Raw genomic sequence first — 17,813 nt, 5'->3', positions numbered from 1 at the left:
ACGAGCGTCCAGGTCAGCCCCGGTCACGACCTCCCCGGGCGCACCCCGACAATGGTCCGGACACTCGCACGCACGACGAAAGCGAAACCGCACCATGGATCTCGGCGTCCGCTGGAAACTGCACGGCGACGGACGCACCCCGGCGCCCGGCGCGGTGGTCCGCCCCGACGAGCGGCTCTCCTGGCCCCGCACGGCCGGACTGGGCGCCCAGCACGTCGTGGCGATGTTCGGTGCGTCCTTCGTGGCACCGGTCCTGATGGGTCTCGACCCGAACCTGGCGATCATGATGTCGGGCGTCGCGACCGTCGTGTTCCTGCTGGCCACCCGCGGCAGCGTGCCCAGTTACCTGGGCTGCTCCCTCTCCTTCGTCGGCGTGGCGGCGGTCATCCGGGCGCAGGGAGGAAGCAGCGCGACCGTCACGGGAGCGGTGTTCGTCGTCGGCGGCGCGCTGTTCCTGGTGGGGCTCGCCGTGCGGCGGTTCGGGGCGCGGATCATCCACGCCACGATGCCGCCGATCGTGACCGGCGCTGTGGTGATGCTGATCGGCTTCAACCTGGCACCGGTGACGGCCTCGACGTACTGGCCGCAGGACCAGTGGACGGCCCTGCTGGTGATGCTGTTCACCGGTCTGGCGGTGGTCTGTCTGCGGGGTTTCTGGTCCCGCATCGCGATCTTCCTGGGGCTGGTCTTCGGGTACGGCATCTCCTGGGTGTTCGACCTGGTCTTCGGCAAGATCCACTCGGTGGACGCGAGCGGCAGGCTGACCGACCACTGGCGTCTGGACCTGTCCGGCGTGGACAAGGCCGACTGGATCGGGCTCCCCGCCCTGCACGCCCCGTCGTTCGAGTGGTCGGCGATCCTGGTCGCCCTGCCGGTCGTCATCGCGCTGGTCGCGGAGAACGCCGGGCACGTGAAGGCGGTCGGCGAGATGACCGGTGACTCGCTGGACGACAAGCTCGGCACGGCGATCGCGGCCGACGGCGTCGGCTCGATGCTGTCCACCGCGGTCGGCGGCCCACCCAACACCACGTACTCCGAGAACATCGGCGTGATGGCCGCGACCCGCGTCTACTCGACGGCCGCGTACTGGGCCGCCGCAGGCTTCGCCCTGCTGTTCGGCATCTGCCCGAAGTTCGGCGCGGTCGTGGCGGCGATCCCGGGCGGGGTGCTCGGCGGCATCACCGTCATCCTGTACGGCATGATCGGCCTGCTGGGCGCGCAGATCTGGATCAACGCCAAGGTGGATCTGCGCAATCCGCTGAACCTGGTCCCGGCGGCGGCGGGCATCATCATCGGCGTCGGCAACGTCTCCCTGAAGTTTTCCGACACGTTCTCGCTGAGCGGCATCGCGCTCGGCACGGTGGTCGTCATCACCGGCTACCACGCCCTGCGGGCCTTCGCCCCGGCCCACCTGAAGACGCAGGCGCCGCTGCTGGACGAGGGCACGTCCTCCTACGACGACGCCGAGTCGGACGACGCCAAGTCGTAGGCGTAGGAGGCCGTGAACGTCCCCGGCCTGCCCTTGCAGCCGTCCGACTCCCCCGGCAGCTTCACCCACAGGTAGGCGTCGATCCGCGATGCGCCGGTGTCCAGGGTCGGGGCCCGGCCGAGTGCGCGGCCCGCCGGGTCGCACCACTCGCCGTCGGGCGGGGCGCCGTTGCCGTTGCGGCTGGTGTCGATGACGGCGCCGAGGCTCGCCGGGCCGCCGAGCGCGTCGAGAACCCGCCGGTCGTAGGCGACCTCGTCGGCGGTGGTGTGGAAGTTGGAGACGTTGCTGAAGATGCCGTCGGACGACTCGGGCGAGGCGGCACCGGCCTGCCGCAGCCAGGCCGCCTGCCGGGCGGGCGCGTTCCAGCCCGAGTGCCCCGCGTCGAAGTACACGCGCGCCCGGGGGTTGGCGGCCTTCAGCACGCGGCCGGCCCGGGCCAGTGAGGCGAAGCGGTCCGCGCGTGCGGCGGCGGAGAGGCACTCGATCTGGGCGACCGAGTCCGGCTCCAGGACGACGATGACCTCACGGGAGCCCAGCCCCGCCGCGAACCGGTCGATCCAGGCGTCGTAGGCGTCCAGGCCGGGTGCCCCGCCCTGGGAGTGGCCGCCGCAGTCCCGGCCGGGTATCGCGTACGGCACCACGACGGGCACCCGGCCCAGCGCGGCAGCGCCCGACGTCACCGCGGCGACCCGGGCGGTGACGGTCTGCGGGGAGTAGTCGGCGAACCAGACGGCCGCCGGCTGCCGGGCGATACGGGAGGCGATGACCGCGTGCCGTGGGTCGCCGGAGTGGGAGCGGACCCATTCCAGCACCTGGGAGTCGGGGTGGCGGTAGAGCCGTCCGGGCACGGTGGCGGTGTGCTCCCGCTTCGTCTCGGTCCGCGGCCGCGACGGGCTCCGCGTCGGGCGCGCGGACGGCGACGGTGCGGAGGGGGCGGACTCGGTGGTGGCCGGCGCGGACGGCGACGGCACGGCCGGCAGGGGCGCCAGGCGGGGCGAGGCCGACACCTCGGCGGGCGCGGCCTCGTCCGCTGCCCGTCCGGCGTCGAACGCGGGGAGGACGCCCACGACGGCGCCGGTCGCGGCCACGATGGAGGCCGCCACGACCATCGCGCCACGCCGGGCAGCGCGGCTGCGGCCGGCCCGGCGGGCGGCCAGGCGCTGGGCACGCGAGCCTGCCACGGTGCTGCTCTCCCTCCCCCGGCGGCGGGCGGTGTTCCCCCGTTTCGGGGAAGCGCCGGGCCCGCCGGTACTCCCGCCAGCCTAGAGCTGCGACTCTGCCCGCATGCCGCGATGCGAACAACTCCCCCCAGCCGTGGACACTCCGGTCGACGCCGTCATCTCCCGGATGCGCGCCCTCGACGCGGCCCTGCACCCGCGGGACGGGGTGGCGGTCTTCAACCGTGTCTACCTCGCCGTGACGGAGGCGGTGGACCGGCACCTCGACGCCGGCCGGTTCACGGACACCCACGCCGCGATCACGCTGGACGTACGGTTCGCGCAGCGGTACCTGGCGGCCGTCGAGTCGGCGGCGGACGAGCGGCGCCCGCCCGCCTGCTGGCGGCCGCTGTTCCAGTTCCGCCGCCATCCCGGGGTACGGCCGTTGCAGTTCGCGCTCGCGAGATGATTGAACCTGCACCGCACTCAGGACCCGCTGACCTGCCAAAACAAAGAAGCCCCGCCCTCCTCCACGGGGGTCGGGAGGTGGGCGGGGCTCGTCCGCCCCAACGCCCGCCATGATCGGGCGTCGCCGTCGGGCGGAACCTCGTCCCATCCGATCCAAGGGAAAACGGGACGAGGAGTTCAGGACGCAGGCGGGGCCGGGTATGCCGGCCTCAGGCCCCGCCGCGCCCTCCGCGGGCCGTCTGCTCGAAGCAGTCAGCGCGCGGGATCAGGGGTCGGCGATAGCGCCGACGCGATACTGAAGTTCGTCAGGGTGACGACACGGAATCGGTTGTGATGCGGCAGCATCGCCACATGATCCCGGGCCCACCTGAGCGGGTCATCTCCGTCGCGCAGTGCCCTGTTGTCTCCAAGGCAGTCCGCGCACTCGACGAAGGCGCCCGTAGGGACCTGCTCCAATTCCTCCTTCGTCACGACCCAGGGGAACGGCCCGTTGTTCATCGTGACGGCTTCTTCCACTCGTGCGGGTGGCGACTGATCTCGACGGCCAGATCCGTTGCGTGCGACGGGTCGTATGCCGCGCTCCGCGGATTAGACGCTTCCCGCCACTGCCCGAACCGTGATTCGCACATGTCGCAGCCCTTGACGGGCTCAGGCGCTTCCGCTTCGAGCGGGTCCGTCAGATGGATCGGTTCTCTGAGCGTTGTTTCAAGGGCCATCCCTGCACCTCCGCCGCGCGGGTTTGATACGGGCGACGCTACGGAGCAAGTAAGCGCGGGTTCCAGGAAGTTCTACGAAGTTCTGCGGCTTTCACTCCAAAGCGTCGATTGCCGCCGTGATTCGAGCGCGGGCATTGGCTCCGTAGACAGCCAACTTCGAGAACTCACCGAAAGCCTTGAGGTACTGGGCAACCTCTGAGGGCGCCGTGACGTTCACCTGCGCCGTGAGTAGCTCGACCTGTGTCTGTACCTCGTCGTAGACGCTGAACGTCTCCAGCATCCACATGCGCCTGTCGGCTGAGAACGGGATGACGCCCAGAGAGACGGACGGCAGGGCCATGATGGAGAGCAGGTAGCCGAGTTGGCCGGCCATGACCTCAGAGCCGCCTACGCGGTGCCTGAGTACCGCCTCCTCGACGAGGAGCGCGAACCGGTGGTTGCCCTCACGGATCACTCGTGAGCGCTCCATACGGGCTGCCACGGCCTCCGGCACGTCGTCGGGTGTCTCCCTGAAGGCAGCGATGGAGCCGAGTAGGGCGCTCGCATAGCCGTCCGTCTGGAGGAGCCCCGGGACGACGTTCGAGCAGTAGATTCGGAACACCCGCGTGCGCTCAAAGAGCGGTACGTAGGACTCCTGCAACCGGCGAAGCCCCGTGCGCTGCAACCGGCGCCACTCGACGTACATCGAGTCGGCTGAACGGGAGGCCGCAATCAGATCTGCGGCCAACCCGTCAGCGTCACAAGCCTGGCACCATGCGCGGATGTCGTCGTCTGACGGAGGCGTCGTGGCGTTCTCCAGCCTGGAGACCTTCGAACGCTGCCACCCGATCCGCTCCGCGACGTCCTTACCCGTCAGGTTCGCATCCTTGCGGATCTCCCGGAGCCTGTCGGCTACGGCCCTGCGGGCAGCCTGGACACTCGATGATGGCGACGTTGGCATGTGTGGAGGCTCTTAGATCCTGTACTCCTCGTGGGGCGTCGCCCTGCTCCACACGCCCTCGAAGGCGTCGACGCAGAGCTTCACCACGGCCGGTTCGTCCGTGACGTCGTCGCCTAGGTAGGCGCCCTCCCCAGAGAAGTAGCCGAAGCGGACGAGGCGATCGTCAAAGACCCAGAAGTCGTTGCCAGGCAGCGCCAGATCCGACGCATCCCGGCGGGGCAACCACCGGATCTCCTCGCCGGCCGCGACGTTCGTGAACGTCCCGTCGTAGAGATACCGCGTGTACTCACTGACAGGCTCCGAGACGATCCGGGCGCGCCGGATCTCGACGCCCCGCGCTACCGTCTCCGCCACCATGTCGAGCCACGGACGCCACCACGTCGAACGGTCGTCCGGGTCAGGGCGGTATCCAGACTTCCACGCTTCGACCCGCGGAGCCTCGTCCGGGTCGTCGTAGTGGTCGCGCATCTCAAGATGCACGGCCGACCGTTGACAGCCCGCCAGGAGCTCACTGAACGGCGGAGCGGTCTGCCACATCACACGCCTCCCGAATGGCTGCCACCATGCGTGCTGGCAGCCGAACGACATCTTCACTGTCCGGGATCGGCCCTGCCGTCAGGCAGTCGGTCCGAGTCTCCTCGTCAACCTTCCAGCCCTGAATGACGATTTCCTGCCGTTCCTCGTCCACCCACACCGTGGGGCAGTTCGCTCCGTCGGTGTTGGGGTCCTTCGCGATGAACCGTAGCGTCATGGCTGCTCCAACCCTCCTGCGGGTTCTACGAATGTCTACGACCATCCCGCCGCAGGGTGGTGTTGCGCAAGAGCTCCTAGAGCCAACCCGCGTGGCGCATGCGACGTCGCCAGGCACGGCCGTGCTCCGGGGTGCAGTACTGCCGCAGGCGCCCCGCGCCCGGGGTCTGCTCGACGTCAGCCTTGCAGTGCGGGCAAGTGATGGTCTGGTTCTTCGCCGGCTGTCCGAACATGGGTGCTCCTCCGTAGGCATGGGGAAGGGCCGCCCCCATGGCGGAGGCGGCCCGCGTGTGCGTGGTGGTGTGCGTCAGACGTAGCGGCCGTAGGTCATGCTGTCGGCGATCGCCTTGTCATAGGTGTTGATCTCCGTGCGGACGACGCCCTTCAGCTCCTCGCCGTCGAGCATGGTCGTGCTGACGACGTCGACTTGGACGTTCGGGGCGCCACTCTTGGCGGACCGGATGTCGGCCCACTGCTGCGCCGTGAAGACCGGCTCAGGCTTGCCCGTACCGTTGGCGACGAGGGAGAGGCCCGGCGGGATCATGCCGCCGTCGTCGTACCAATGCGGAACGACGCGTCCACCGTCGGCGTAACCGCCTGCGCGGTTGTACGCCCTCGGCAGTGAGCCGTACGCAGCCATGGCGTAACGCATCGACGAGTAGATGTTGGCCAGAGGGTTCGTCGACACCCCATAGGAGAACGGGCCGACGTTCCGCATCTTCCCGGCGTGTGACCGGAAGGTGGGGCCGATCACCTGCATGAGACCCACGCTGGGGTGCCCTGCCTGCCAGTTGCTATCCCACTTGTTCACGATCGTCGGGTTGCCGCCCGACTCCTGGTTCATCCGCCGAAGTGTGAGGTCCGCGTACGACGCAGGGTTGCCCGTCATGCTGAGTGCTTGAAGCACCGTCGGGCGCCACCTGGCGACGCCAGAGCCGCCGTTGCCGCCCGGCGCTGCGCCTCCGCCTCCACTGCTGCCGAAGGAGGTCACAGCGTCGAGGATCTTGTCCTTCAGGCCGGCGATCATCTTCGAAGGGACCTTCGCGAGCATCGGGCCGAACTGCCCGACGTCGAGCCGCTCGCGGACGTTGTCGAGGATGGGCTTCATCAGCTTCGCCCAGATCTTCGACGGATTGGCGATCAGGTCCGCACCCGTCTTTGCCCAGTCGATGCCCTTGGAGACCGCGCCCGAGACCTTGTCCTTCGTCCAATCCCATGCGTCGCCCAGGGCGCCGACTATGCCTCCGCCGGCGAACCGCTGAACACCGGGCAGTTCACCCGTCGCGTTCATGTAGGCGAGCTTATCGAATCCAATCTTTCGCGCACTTTCGCGCTTGATGATGAATTCGTCGGCCATGGCCAGGATCGGGATGGAGTCGACGCCCGGAACTCCTCCGTGCGTCCGTCCACCATTGGCGAATTTCTGAGGGGCTTCTAGGAGCTTCGGAGCGTTCGGGAGCGGGTCGAGTCCGACGAAGTCAGCGACCTTGTCCCAGACGGCTTTCACGCCTTTCGTGTAAACGGCGTTGATTACCCAGTTGATGGGCTTTGCCGCCACGCCGGCAACGGCATTCCAGGCCGTCTCGATCGTCTTTCTCGCCGACTTGAAAGAGTCGCCCACGAGACCGATGGCGGTCCGGATGCTGTTGAACGCTGGACGGAGACCCTTGTCGTAGACCCATTTCGCCTTGTCGGCGATCCAGTCGAACACGGGCTTGACTGTCTTGTCGTAGAGCCACGAGACCTTTTCTCCGACCCACTTCAGGCCGTCCCAGATCCACCGGAAAACGGGCTGAAGGGCCTTGTCCCAAAGCCACTTCGCAATCGTCGCGATGTTGTTCAGTGCTGGCTTGAAGGACTCGCGCCACAGCCACAGGGCGACGGCTCCGACGGCCTGTATGGCGAGCCAGATCGGGGTCAGAACTGCCGTGACCACGATCGCGAAGAGGACGCGAGCAGCAAGCCAGATGGCGGTAAACACCGGCTGGAGGACGTTCTTCCAGAGCCACAGGGCGACCGATCCGACGGCCGACAGGACGTCACGGATGGCGAAGAACACCGGTCGGAGGACGTTGTCCCACGCCCACAGTGCGGCCGTCTGGATTGCCTCCCACGTCGCCTGAACGGCAGTGCGGAACCATCCCCACTTCTGGTAGGCCAGAACGACGGCTCCGATAAGGACGCCGATCAGAACGGCAATCCTCACGATGGGGTTCGCGTTCAATACGAAGTTGAACGCCACCATTGCCAGCGTCCATGCCTTCGTGGCGACCACGGCGAGCCAGATGCCCTGAACGAGCCACGGCGCGTTTTCTGCGATCGTCGCTATCCCTGACGCCATCGCTCCAAGAACCTTGAAGAGCGGGCCAGAGAGCGGCGACAGAGCTTGCCCGGCCTCGAAGAATGCGCCTCCGATTTCCCCGAGTGCTTCGGCGACGATCGGGCCCATTTCTGCGGCGTAGGCGAGGAAGCGCTCAAACTGAGGTGAGCCTCTGAGGCTCGTCCCCCAGTCGGCGAAGTCACCAGTGATGTCCTGCATCCGGCTGGATATGTCGTCCATGTGGGGCAGGAAGGCGTCAACAACACCCGCCGCACCCTTGAAGACATTGCCGATAGAGACGCCCAGACCGACGATCGCCGGCTTGGCGCTGTCGGTGATTCCGCGCTTAAAGCGCGTCCAGAACGGTGACTTCAGTTCGGCCGACGCGCGGTCGAAGAGTTCACCGACAGCGTCCGCGGAGTTGCGGACGAGGGGTGACAACCCCGGGAGACTGGCCTTCGCCCCGTTCACGGCCCTCGTGAAGAGCGGGAGCACGTCGGGTTGCAGCTCCCGGACCCACTCCTTGAACGCGGCTGTCAGACCCTTGGGCCCGGCTATGGAGTCGTAGAGGTCCCGCTGCTCAGGTGTGAGCTTCGCGAGTGCCAGACGGTACTCGTCCGCCTTCGTCGTGGCCTTAGCCGTCGTGTCGATGCCCGACAGCCGCGCAGCCTCGACGCCTCGTTCCGCGGAGGCGATGGACTCGGCAGCCTGCACCTGCGTGTTCGCTGCGTTGTTCACAGCGTCAGCAAGGTTGCGCTGAGCATCCGAGACGGTCTGAGCGGCTTCAACCTGAGCACGGGCGGCGTCCTGGTGAGCCTGCGCCAGGGCGGCAGTCTGATCCTTGACGTTCTGCTGCGCGTCGGCCTGCTGCTCCAGCGCCCGCTTGACGCCCTCATTCCCGTCGATGCCAGCCTTGTTGGCCTCGTCGACGGACTTCTTCAGCTCAGCGTTCTTCTGCTTCTGCTTGTCCGCGTTGCGGACCGCTTCGTCGTAGCCAAGCCGTGCCCGCTCGCGCTGGAGGTCGGTTGTCGTCGGGTCGGCCAGGACCCTGTCAAGCTCCTCCTGCGCCTCCTGCACGCGGAGAGTGGCGTCCCGCTGATCCAGCATCCCGTCAAGGAGTTGGTCGTTCAGGTCGCGGAGTTGCTGTGCAGCGTCGCGACGAGCCTGCGTGAGATCTTCCTCCGCCTGCTGCGCCTGGCGCTTCGCGTCGGCGAGGGAGCGTTCTGCCCGCTCGACGGACTCCGCGGCCTGGCGTCGCTGCTCCATGGCACGCTGCGCGGCCTGAGCGACGGCCCGTTCCGCGTCCTCGATCTGCCGGTTGGCCTGAGCGATGGACTGCGCGGCCTGGCGGTGCGCGTTGCGCAATGCCGACTGCGCGGACGTCATCTGCATGGCGGACTGCGCTGCGCGCACGGTGGCGGCTGCCGCGTTGTTCGTCGAGTTGGCAGCCTCCTTCTCCGCAGCGCTCTTCGCCTGGATCACCGACGTCACGGACTTGATGGCCGGAACGGCGACGAGGGCGAGGGCTCCGACGCCTGCGCCGGCCGCCACAGCAGCGCTCGCAATGGCGCCGATACCGGCTGCCGCAATGGGGACGAGGGGGATTGCCGCTACAGCGCCCAGCGCAATGGAGAGCTGGAACAGCGCAGCGTGCGCCTGTGCAGTGTTCGCGCGAACCTTGATGTTGACGTCGTCGCGGTCAACGTCGTTGATCTGGCGCTGAATCGCTGCGAGCTCAGCGCGAGCCGTAGCGATGTCTGCGCGCACCTGGACGTTCGGGGACCGTGAGCCCAGGGCCGCAAGCTGTGCGTCAAGCGCGTCGATCTCAGCGGCAGCCGACGCAACGTCGACGTCAACGCCGATGCGCTTCCCGCTCAGCGTCTCCATGCGGGCGCGGACGCGGGCAAGGTCGGCGTCGAAGCCGGTCGTCGAGAGACGCACATCCGGACGTGGAAGACTCCGGAACGCGACCTCCAAACGGCTCTTAAACGCTCGTCCGAACGCGCCCGCATTGTCGTTGCCTGCGCGTCGCGAAGCGTTTTGCGCGGCGTTGCCGCCCGTTGTGATGGCTGACGGAATAGCCGTCGCGATGTGGCGCCCGATAAGGTCGCCGATACGCTCGCCGGCGTCCCGCCCCACCCTGTCCGCGGCAGGGAGGACGGCCGCCTTCAGTCGGTCGTGGAAGTTGGGGGCGATGGGGACTACGTCGACCGCGACTGTCCCGACTATGTCGAGGTCAGGCACCCAGTGCCCCCCGCAGCTCCTCGACGGTGGGGAGGCCGTCGCTGTACTGCGCGGGATGCTCCCGCAAGTCGAGCAGCGCCATTACGTGGACGAGCTGCCGCATCTGACGTTCTTTCTCTGGCGACGGCTCCGCGTTGGCGGTGTAGTAGGCCGCTACACAGACAATGCGGCACGCCTCAGAACAATAGGGAGAGATCTCCACCCCTCCCGCGTCGTTTACCGTCGGCAACGGCGTCCAACGGCAATCAGGCCGCAGACAACGCGCCTGTTCATGCGTTTTCATAGGTGTTCCCGGGCATAGAAAAGCCCCGGTGCGTCCACCGGGGCATGCGAAAGGGCCCCCGGCGTCAGCCGAGAGCCCTTAGGAAGTTGGGGAGCGCTACGCAGTCAACTGACCGACGAGCGCGGAGATATCAGCGAGCGTCGACGGAGCTCCGCGGAAGCGCTGACTCGTCATGGCGATGTACCTACCGTCGCCGTAGACCTCGACGGCGTAGCCGCCCTCACGTCGGATGCGTCGTCCCTGTCGGACGTCGGCGTATCCGAAGACGTGGAGGCCATCGCCGGAGGCAGAGACTTCCGTGTATGTCGCTCCTGCCTGGCGCAGGATCTCCGCGGCCCACGGCTTCGGTGAGCCGTCAGGTGCAAGGGCGTGGTCGAGGTCGACACAGGCAATTCCGTCGCCGTTCAGGACGAAGCCCAGACCGACGCCCGCCACGGACTCCACCGCGTTCCTGTAGGTGCTCCAGGACCGGGGGTTCGTCGACGAGGCCGGCGTACCGACGGTCGTCAGTGGAACCTTCGCCACAGAGCGACGTACCCACCTGTCGCGGGACGTCAGCTCCAGCGGGAACACCCGCTTCTTAGCGGCACGGTGCGCCGCGACGCGGCATCGAGCGGAGCAGGTTCGGGCGTCGGCCCGCGCCGTGATCGGCATGTCGCCCCCACACCACGCGCACAGCCGCTCCGTCTTCATCATGACTCCATTCTAGCGTGCCGGTGTAACGGCTACAGGCGTTTGACCAGGGAAGTGTCACACTTTCGACAGTCAACGCTTTGAGTGCCCGCCTCCCGGTTTGGGGGTCTCGGACACCCCAACGGGTGGGCGTTCAGGGCTCCAGGGGGCGCCTGTAGGCGTTACATCTCAGATCCCCAGACCCGTACAGAGCGCGAGACCCAGCACCTCAACGATCCTGAGGGTGCTCGGAGGGGTCGATGCCCCTGGTCTGGGATACGCAGCGTGCGCCGGTGCTACGCTCTGTCTCAGAGCCGCCCGGAGCGTAATTCGGGACGCTACCCAGAGCGATCCCACTGGGACGCCTTCATGTAGAAGGCCGTCGGACCGTACACGTCCGTCAGTGGGATGACGCGCTCTAGCAGGACTCCACTCGACGGCAACACGCTTCGTGGAGTCACACGCATGTCATCCGCGCTCGTCCCCTTCGCCACCCTTGCCTACTGCCTCACGCTGGTGTGCTGCACTGCCGTGGTGCTGGTACTCGTCGCACTGCGCGGCACTGCGCCTACCCAGCGCTCAGCCATCCTGCGCAGCCTGGCCCACGTCGTAAGGGCATGGGCGGAGGCGCTGAGGTTCTGGCGTAGGCGGTAGGTCAGACCACCTTCGCCACGAACGTACGGTCTGGCGCTGCCACCACAGGCAGCACGATCGAAGTGGCCCGCGTCCACAGCGTCTGAGGGTCCTCACTGCGGAAGCTGCCGACGAGGACACCCGCACGATCGGCGGACGCAAGGGCGTAACTCGGGTCTGTCGCCTCCACGGGCGTCCCCCACAGGGTCAGACCCAGCGCGCCACCCTTGGCCGGCAGCAGCGCCACCTTGTCCGCGGGCGTCACCCTCGTCGTCACGCCCTTGAAGCTGACGCGGGCGTCGTTGGTCACGATCTGCGGGAGCTCGTACGCCCTCAGGAGCGCGTTCAGCTCGTCCCTGCTGAGCATGACGGGGGGCACGGGGTCAGTCGTCGACAGGCGGCAGAGCTGCACGTTGCGCTGAAGCAGTCGGAGCACGCGCTCCGGCATCAACACGAACTCGGGCGTCTCGCCGGTGGTGTCGTTGTAGACCTCCACCCACTCCGTCAGGTTGTCGAAGGGCTTCGAGGTCTCCGTGTCGTCCCACAGCGCGTCAGTGACACCGTCGAGCTCGACCGAGTGCGCGGGGTCGCGTCCGTAGTCGACGGAGGCGCTCACGCCGTTCTCGGCGATGGTGACGCTGGCGTTGAAGATTGCGTCGCCCCGGGCCAGTTCGACACGGGCGGCGATCTCGCGCGTCAGCTTCTCCGACAGGCCCTCGATGGTGTCCCTGACGCCCTCAGTGTCGGTGAGGTTGCGCTCCTTGAGCTGCTCATACTCGCCGACGGGGATCTTCCGGGAGATGGGCGGGAGCATGCCGCTAACTCGGGTTGCGCCGGCCCGGTGCCCGATGTCCGACTCAGCGTCGTAGGCGCGGAACACGGCGGCCTCGACGAGTCCGCCCCCACCCTGCTCGAAGCGGTAGAACAGGTCGTCGACGGTGTCACTCGGGAGCCACTGGGACAGGGTGAACGTGTTCTCCTCGAACTCCGCCAGGGCCGCGCGGGCATAGCCGCTGAGATGCGCAGGGGTGGCGTATTCGGTAACAAGCTGCATTGGTCGTCTCTCAGGTAGTCAGGTCAGATGCGGGCGCGTCGAGGGGCGGACGGCTCAGGCACGGTGGTCTCGCGCTGCCAGAAGGGGTTGCGGCCGTCGTCGGGGCTGCCGACGTCCTCCGCGTCGCGCGCCTCGTCGGTCAGCTCCTCCACGTCGACGGGGAGCCAGGCACGGCCGCTCTCGGCCATGTAGAGCAGGAAGCGAACGTCTCGTCGCCCACCCCTGACGACGGCCATGACGTCGGCCGGCAGGGGCTCAGACCGCACGCCGCGGAACTGGTCGTGTCCCTCGCGGTAGAGCGACGCCAGGACGCCCATGTCACCGGTCTCCGCGTACACGGAGCGCTGTGCGCGCCGGATCTCGTCGACGGTGCCCACGAGCCCCCGCAGACGCTTGTAATCCGCGATGCCCTGGGCACCCGCTTCGATGGCGCTGTCCCCATCGAGGTGCCCGGAGCGCTCGATGATGGTCCGCACCTCCGACAGGACGTCGCCTAGCTGAGCCGCAAGGGCCGCAAGGATGGTGCGTGAGCCGCGCGACTTCAGGAACGGCATACGCCGACGCAGGGCGTTGACGGCCGTGTGCAGGGCGAGACGCTCCGCGTACGGCGCGAGAGCCGCTGTGCAGGCCGCTGACGCCCGCTCCCCGATGTCCCCAGGGATCGGGGCTCCGTCGGTCCGCATGGCCTCCACAGCGGCGTCAATGACCGCCTGTCGCGCCTCCTCTGGGGACGGCGTCGGGGGGAGTGCGGAAAGTCGTGCCTCCGTCGTCTTCAACAGCTCTTCCGCCTGCGCGACTTCAGGGACGGAGCCCCAGACGGACGCGGGGGCGGAAGTCTTCCTCCGTGGCATGGTCAGCCCTTCGTGTTCGGGTACGAAAAAGGGCCCTGCTCGTCTGGAGACAGGGCCCTTCGAAAATGCTCAGCGCGTGCGGCGTACCGCTCTCGCATCCGCCGGCGCTGAGGCTCAGGATCAGCCGCATAGGACTCACGGCGCTTCGCGTTGTAGCAGGTGATGCAGTGAGGCCGGACGCCGTCCCGGCCCGCGGGATCCCGCGGCCAGTAGTCCAGAGTCACGGGGAACCGGTCACCGCATGTTCGGCACGGCCGTCGTTCAGGGCCGCGCACGTCGAGGCAAGTCATGTCTCTCCGTCCGGGGGTGTTCGCTCTATCGGTCGTTCTTCTCTCTACCGCTCGAAATTCGGGCGTGAGAAAGCCCTCACCATCCGCGGAATAGCGGTACGCGGAGCAGCACGGCCGAAGGGGAAACCGGCGCTCTACGCGCTCCCCGAAGGGACGCGGATGGTGAGGGCTGTTGCGTGACGTCGGAGGAGAGTCAACGTCACGCGGCTCGTGGACCGTCAACGGCAAGGCACTCTGGGGCCGGAGGTCTCACGACGTAGAGGGGGAGGGAGGGGCAGCTCTACCCTCCCCCTTCCCTATGTACGTGCGCACATCAGGCGGCGTCCGCCCTCACAGCGCGCATGCGTTCACGGTTCGCCGTGCGGCGTCGCTCCGTGGAGCACTCCTCACCGCACAGACGGCGCCACTTGCGACGCTGGGACGCGGGACGTCGCTGCGTGAACTCCTGCCCGCACTCGATGCACGGCCCGAACCACTCCTTGAAGTCACCGATGACGGTCACACGCCCTCCGTCGACCTCCCATGACGGTCCCTCTGTCGCCTCCGCCTGGCGGGCAGCGAACTCCGCCGCTATCGCGGGGTCGACGCGAACCGTCACGGGCGCCACGACGGGCGGGACGATGTCGACCTCCCGCCCCGACGGCCGGCGACGACGAGGGCGCTCCGGGTCGTCCTCGTCGTACATGCCGTCGTGCCAGTCCTCCCACTGACGCTCCCCGAACTCCTCGTCGGGGATGTCGTCGAGCGGGTCATGCCCGCTCAGTCCCCGCCACGGTGCGCGCCCCCGGGAGACGTAGGCGTCGTGGTCCGTCTCCAGCTCCAGCGCCAGATAACGGAGCTCCTCCGCCTCGTCCGTCAGGTGGGTACGTCGCTGGATTGGTGCGCCGTTGTCGTCATACATGTCTGCCCCTTGTGTGTCGTCGAGCCGCGCGAGTGCGCGGGTACATATGGGTTATGGGGCGGACGTCGGGAGATGTGACGCGCCCTCACACGTGAGTTATGGGGCGCTGGGGGCAGGATGTTTGGGACCGGAGAATGATCACTCAGCGTGACCCAGGTCGAGGGCGGCAGGAAACGCCGTGTGCGTCACTCAGGGGCTCTCAGGCCCCGGTGCGACTCCCAGGGCCGCGGGCGGCCTGAAACCCGCTCAGGCGGGCGCATGGACATGCTCTCGCGCCTCGTCCGCCCCTCACCCTCCGTCGGCATTCGTCAAGCGAGGGCCTCGACGTCCCCCGCGGGCCAGTCTGACCAAACTGGCCAAACTAACCCCCATTCTCAATTTCTCTCTACACGCGTTAAGAAGAAGTTGGAGGAGGGGGTTAGTTTGGCGATTTGGCGCCCAGATTGGCACGGTGGGGACGGAGAGTGACGGCGGACGCAGGTTTCGTCACTCTGCGCATCCGTCATCCGCGTGCCCTCTGCACGCACTCTCCGCGAACGCTCGTCGGCCGAGCCAAACTGCCGTGCCCTGAACGCGCGGAGGCCCGCCTCCAGCCGAAGCCAGGGCGGGCCTTCCGTCACTGATTGTTACGTCACGCGGCGACGAGGACGCCGGGGAGCGCCTCCCGGCGAGCGGCAGCGACGCAGGAGGGGCACACCGACGTCGTCCAGCCGCCCTCGATGCGCACCGGGGCCGCCTCCGGGTCGGTCTCGTAGCAGTGCCCGCACGTCGTGTTGACGGGGTACTCGTAGACGCCATCCGCCCAGAGCGTGCACATGTCGGCGAGCATGGCCTCACAGCCCAGCGCGGCCGACTCGAAGGTCTCCGACCATCCGTCGGCGAGTACAACCGCCTCGTACTGCGTCGGGTCATAGTCGCGCCCGGTGGCGACGACGGTGGGGAAGCGAAGACGGTCGGCGACGTCACAGGCGAAGGCGGTGAGGTCGGCCAGGGCGACGGAGGACGAGGTGTTACCGACGACGAGAACGGGGCGCTCTGCCATGATGGGACCTCCAGTGATGGAGACAGAGGGCCCGTGCATCCGCCAAGATCTCGCGGGCCCTTCGTCTTGCTTGCGTCGGGGTGTGGCTACACCTTACGCACGGGTGTGGCCACACCGCAACCCCCTTGGTGTAGCCACACCTCTGCTACGGTTCTCCCATGCCCAACCAACCGAAGACACCCGTCAGCCGCTTCCGAATCGACGCGGAGCTGTGGCAAGCGTTCGGGGACGCCGTACCCGACGACACGGACCGCTCAGCGGTCCTCCGGCAGTTCATCGCCCACTATTGCCGGCGCCCGGGCGCAAAGCTTCCTGAGCGGCCACCAGTCGGCCCTTGGAGCACGCCGCCGCAAGCGTGACGAGAGCCCCCTCCTAGTGTCCTGGAGGGGGCTCTCTGGTGTTCTTGAGGTGGCGCTACAGGCTCTCTTGGTACGCCACGTCTTCGAGCGCATCCGCCTCAGGGTCGGGGCGGTCAATCTCCATCGTCAGCCGCTCCTCAATGGGGCGTCGCCATCCCGTCGGGGGTCCCACCGTGACGCGGACGTTCATGGAAAGCATGATCTGTCGACGCGCCTCGTCGCTCGCCTCACGGAAGGCGTCACCCCACGTCGTATCGAGTTCGATCTCTTGGATCTTCGGCGGCTCGACGGGGGCGCTCCGCAGTTGCTCCAGGCGTTCCGCGATGCCGTTCATCTGTCCCATGACGACGTCAGCGGCAGCACCGCGCATCTGCGGCAGACGGTTACCGAGCTCTTCCAGGTTCGACTCAAGCTCTGCGATCTCCGCGCGGTGGTCTACGCCTGGCGTGCGCACGATCTGCGTTTGTCGCATGAACCCGAACCTACGGATGAACTCCGCATGCACCCACGCAACGGTTATGGCCCGCGTAACCGTAGGCTTCGGCGCCTCCTTGCCGTGACGGCCGCTGTTACACCGAAAGACTCCCGTCTGCGTTCCGTCGCCCTCCGTGCGGGAGCCGGTGTGCATGTTGCTGGCACACCAGTGGCACACCAGGACGCCCAGCAGTTCATGCGCGTCGCGACGACGGGGTGCTTGGAGCGCCGCGACAGCCATCGACTTCAAGGCCTCGTCGAGTTCCCGAGCCGTCTCGTCACTGATGAGCGCCTCCCCTTGAAGTACGGGACTCCCGTCAGCGTTGCGCACAGTGGTTCCCTCGCGCGTGACGAGGTGACCACGGTTCAGTGCGGACATGAGCATTGACCGAACCGTCGTCGGCATCCACCGGCTTTCGGGGTCCTCTTCCCTCCCCGCAAGCCGGGCCCTGTGGTTCGAGGGAGTGACGGCGCCCGACTCAATCAGCCAATCCGTAATCGAGTTGAACGACTTTCGTGCGATGGCTCGCGCAATGGCTGCACGACGGATATCGGCCGTCTCCTTGTGCTCCCCTAGCCACCAACCCTCATTGCCGTCAGGGAAAGTCTTTCGGACAGGCTGAAAGCCGTAAGGCACCGGACCGCCGGCCCATCTGCCAAGAGACTGGAGACGAGCCGCAGCACCCTGGTTGCGCTCGACGATGGTCTGTCCTTCGAGTTGGGCAGCGAAAGCCAGAATCAGCATGATCAGTTCAGACATTGCTGAACCGAAGTCGAGTTCGAGCATGTCCCCGCCGGGCCCCGAAGCGAAGACGAGCCGCTTACCATGCTGCTTAGCGAACCGTCCCAGGTTTGCCATATCAGCCATGGACCGTACAGCGCGGTCCATACGTTGCCAGACGAGAACATCCCACTCGTCCGGTCGTTCTAGCCAGTAGAGAAGTTCTTCCCGCTCCCACGGGGAGGTCTTCAGAGCCGATACGTCGATGTCCTTCGCCCACCCGACGAGCACTCCCCCGATGCGGTGGGCGGCGAGAGTGATCATCTCCTCTTGTACTTCGGGGGAGGTCGATGAGTCGTTGTACCGGCTAAGTCGGATAGCACCTACTACCCGGGGGGCGTGGCGGGCAGCCACAGCGATGCCCGTGCGCCGTGCGAGTTGCGACATGA

At 67.4% G+C, this 17,813-nt stretch carries 14 protein-coding genes and 1 pseudogene; 2 read left to right on the top strand and 13 right to left on the bottom strand.

Going from position 1 to position 17,813, the window contains the following annotated elements; genetic code table 11:
• Nucleotides 1–94: 94 nt before the first annotated feature.
• Complete coding sequence (locus tag ABTX60_RS35125) at nucleotides 95–1,489, top strand: uracil-xanthine permease family protein (RefSeq protein WP_352101073.1); 1,395 nt, start codon at nucleotides 95–97, stop codon at nucleotides 1,487–1,489.
• On the opposite strand, the gene ABTX60_RS35120 is transcribed toward ABTX60_RS35125, so the two are convergent.
• A complete protein-coding gene (locus ABTX60_RS35120) occupies nucleotides 1,453–2,598 on the bottom strand; it encodes a glycoside hydrolase family 6 protein (protein WP_352101082.1) in 1,146 nt (381 codons plus the stop codon). The genes ABTX60_RS35125 and ABTX60_RS35120 overlap by 37 nt on opposite strands.
• Before the next feature lie 175 nt (nucleotides 2,599–2,773).
• Between ABTX60_RS35120 and ABTX60_RS35115 the strand changes: the two are divergent.
• Nucleotides 2,774–3,109, top strand: a pseudogene (locus ABTX60_RS35115) (DUF5995 family protein); the annotation flags it as partial.
• Nucleotides 3,110–3,366: 257 nt separating this feature from the next.
• On the opposite strand, the gene ABTX60_RS35110 reads toward ABTX60_RS35115, so the two are convergent.
• From ABTX60_RS35110 to ABTX60_RS35055, 12 genes are all read right to left on the bottom strand, one after another.
• Nucleotides 3,367–3,612, bottom strand: a complete 246-nt coding sequence (locus ABTX60_RS35110) for a DUF7848 domain-containing protein (protein WP_352101072.1) — start codon at nucleotides 3,610–3,612, stop codon at nucleotides 3,367–3,369.
• A 309-nt stretch (nucleotides 3,613–3,921) separates the two neighbouring features.
• A complete protein-coding gene (locus ABTX60_RS35105) occupies nucleotides 3,922–4,770 on the bottom strand; it encodes a helix-turn-helix domain-containing protein (RefSeq protein WP_352101071.1) in 849 nt (282 codons plus the stop codon).
• 12 nt (nucleotides 4,771–4,782) lie between these two features.
• Nucleotides 4,783–5,307, bottom strand: coding sequence for a DUF6879 family protein (locus ABTX60_RS35100; protein ID WP_053674183.1), 525 nt, complete (start codon nucleotides 5,305–5,307; stop codon nucleotides 4,783–4,785).
• The gene (locus ABTX60_RS35095) at nucleotides 5,279–5,521 is read right to left on the bottom strand and encodes a hypothetical protein (protein WP_053674182.1); all 243 of its coding nucleotides are present in this window, start codon (nucleotides 5,519–5,521) and stop codon (nucleotides 5,279–5,281) included. Before ABTX60_RS35095 ends, ABTX60_RS35100 begins: the two co-directional genes overlap by 29 nt.
• A gap of 76 nt (nucleotides 5,522–5,597) precedes the next feature.
• Complete coding sequence (locus ABTX60_RS35090) at nucleotides 5,598–5,753, bottom strand: hypothetical protein (RefSeq protein ID WP_159038841.1); 156 nt, start codon at nucleotides 5,751–5,753, stop codon at nucleotides 5,598–5,600.
• Nucleotides 5,754–5,827: 74 nt separating this feature from the next.
• Nucleotides 5,828–10,084 carry a hypothetical protein gene (locus ABTX60_RS35085; RefSeq protein ID WP_352101070.1) on the bottom strand — a complete coding sequence of 1,419 codons (4,257 nt, stop codon included), beginning with the start codon at nucleotides 10,082–10,084 and terminating at the stop codon, nucleotides 5,828–5,830.
• Nucleotides 10,085–10,463: 379 nt separating this feature from the next.
• Nucleotides 10,464–11,063, bottom strand: coding sequence for a DNA primase (locus ABTX60_RS35080; RefSeq protein WP_352101069.1), 600 nt, complete (start codon nucleotides 11,061–11,063; stop codon nucleotides 10,464–10,466).
• 631 nt (nucleotides 11,064–11,694) lie between these two features.
• On the bottom strand, nucleotides 11,695–12,726 hold the full coding sequence (locus ABTX60_RS35075) for a major capsid protein (RefSeq protein ID WP_352101068.1): 1,032 nt from the start codon (nucleotides 12,724–12,726) through the stop codon (nucleotides 11,695–11,697).
• A 23-nt stretch (nucleotides 12,727–12,749) separates the two neighbouring features.
• Complete coding sequence (locus tag ABTX60_RS35070; protein WP_352101067.1) at nucleotides 12,750–13,409, bottom strand: hypothetical protein; 660 nt, start codon at nucleotides 13,407–13,409, stop codon at nucleotides 12,750–12,752.
• 771 nt (nucleotides 13,410–14,180) lie between these two features.
• On the bottom strand, nucleotides 14,181–14,768 hold the full coding sequence (locus ABTX60_RS35065; RefSeq protein WP_352101066.1) for a hypothetical protein: 588 nt from the start codon (nucleotides 14,766–14,768) through the stop codon (nucleotides 14,181–14,183).
• A 631-nt stretch (nucleotides 14,769–15,399) separates the two neighbouring features.
• Nucleotides 15,400–15,810 carry a hypothetical protein gene (locus ABTX60_RS35060; protein WP_352101065.1) on the bottom strand — a complete coding sequence of 137 codons (411 nt, stop codon included), beginning with the start codon at nucleotides 15,808–15,810 and terminating at the stop codon, nucleotides 15,400–15,402.
• Nucleotides 15,811–16,224: 414 nt separating this feature from the next.
• Nucleotides 16,225–17,811 carry a recombinase family protein gene (locus tag ABTX60_RS35055; protein ID WP_352101064.1) on the bottom strand — a complete coding sequence of 529 codons (1,587 nt, stop codon included), beginning with the start codon at nucleotides 17,809–17,811 and terminating at the stop codon, nucleotides 16,225–16,227.
• Between the last annotated feature and the right edge of the window lie 2 nt (nucleotides 17,812–17,813).

Source organism: Streptomyces sp. NPDC126510, assembly GCF_040302345.1.
Lineage (GTDB): Bacteria > Actinomycetota > Actinomycetes > Streptomycetales > Streptomycetaceae > Streptomyces.
Note: the sequence above shows the minus strand (reverse complement) of the source record. Positions and strands in the feature narration are given on the sequence as shown.

What these genes read in the sequence shown, in the direction of transcription:
- ABTX60_RS35125 (WP_352101073.1), top strand. Translation starts at nt 95, where the DNA reads ATGGATCTCGGCGTCCGCTGGAAACTGCACGGCGACGGACGCACCCCG.
- ABTX60_RS35120 (WP_352101082.1), bottom strand. Translation starts at nt 2,598, where the DNA reads ATGGTCGTGGCGGCCTCCATCGTGGCCGCGACCGGCGCCGTCGTGGGC.
- ABTX60_RS35110 (WP_352101072.1), bottom strand. Translation starts at nt 3,612, where the DNA reads ATGAACAACGGGCCGTTCCCCTGGGTCGTGACGAAGGAGGAATTGGAG.
- ABTX60_RS35105 (WP_352101071.1), bottom strand. Translation starts at nt 4,770, where the DNA reads ATGCCAACGTCGCCATCATCGAGTGTCCAGGCTGCCCGCAGGGCCGTA.
- ABTX60_RS35100 (WP_053674183.1), bottom strand. Translation starts at nt 5,307, where the DNA reads ATGTGGCAGACCGCTCCGCCGTTCAGTGAGCTCCTGGCGGGCTGTCAA.
- ABTX60_RS35095 (WP_053674182.1), bottom strand. Translation starts at nt 5,521, where the DNA reads ATGACGCTACGGTTCATCGCGAAGGACCCCAACACCGACGGAGCGAAC.
- ABTX60_RS35090 (WP_159038841.1), bottom strand. Translation starts at nt 5,753, where the DNA reads ATGTTCGGACAGCCGGCGAAGAACCAGACCATCACTTGCCCGCACTGC.
- ABTX60_RS35080 (WP_352101069.1), bottom strand. Translation starts at nt 11,063, where the DNA reads ATGATGAAGACGGAGCGGCTGTGCGCGTGGTGTGGGGGCGACATGCCG.
- ABTX60_RS35075 (WP_352101068.1), bottom strand. Translation starts at nt 12,726, where the DNA reads ATGCAGCTTGTTACCGAATACGCCACCCCTGCGCATCTCAGCGGCTAT.
- ABTX60_RS35070 (WP_352101067.1), bottom strand. Translation starts at nt 13,409, where the DNA reads ATGCGGACCGACGGAGCCCCGATCCCTGGGGACATCGGGGAGCGGGCG.
- ABTX60_RS35065 (WP_352101066.1), bottom strand. Translation starts at nt 14,768, where the DNA reads ATGTATGACGACAACGGCGCACCAATCCAGCGACGTACCCACCTGACG.
- ABTX60_RS35060 (WP_352101065.1), bottom strand. Translation starts at nt 15,810, where the DNA reads ATGGCAGAGCGCCCCGTTCTCGTCGTCGGTAACACCTCGTCCTCCGTC.
- ABTX60_RS35055 (WP_352101064.1), bottom strand. Translation starts at nt 17,811, where the DNA reads ATGTCGCAACTCGCACGGCGCACGGGCATCGCTGTGGCTGCCCGCCAC.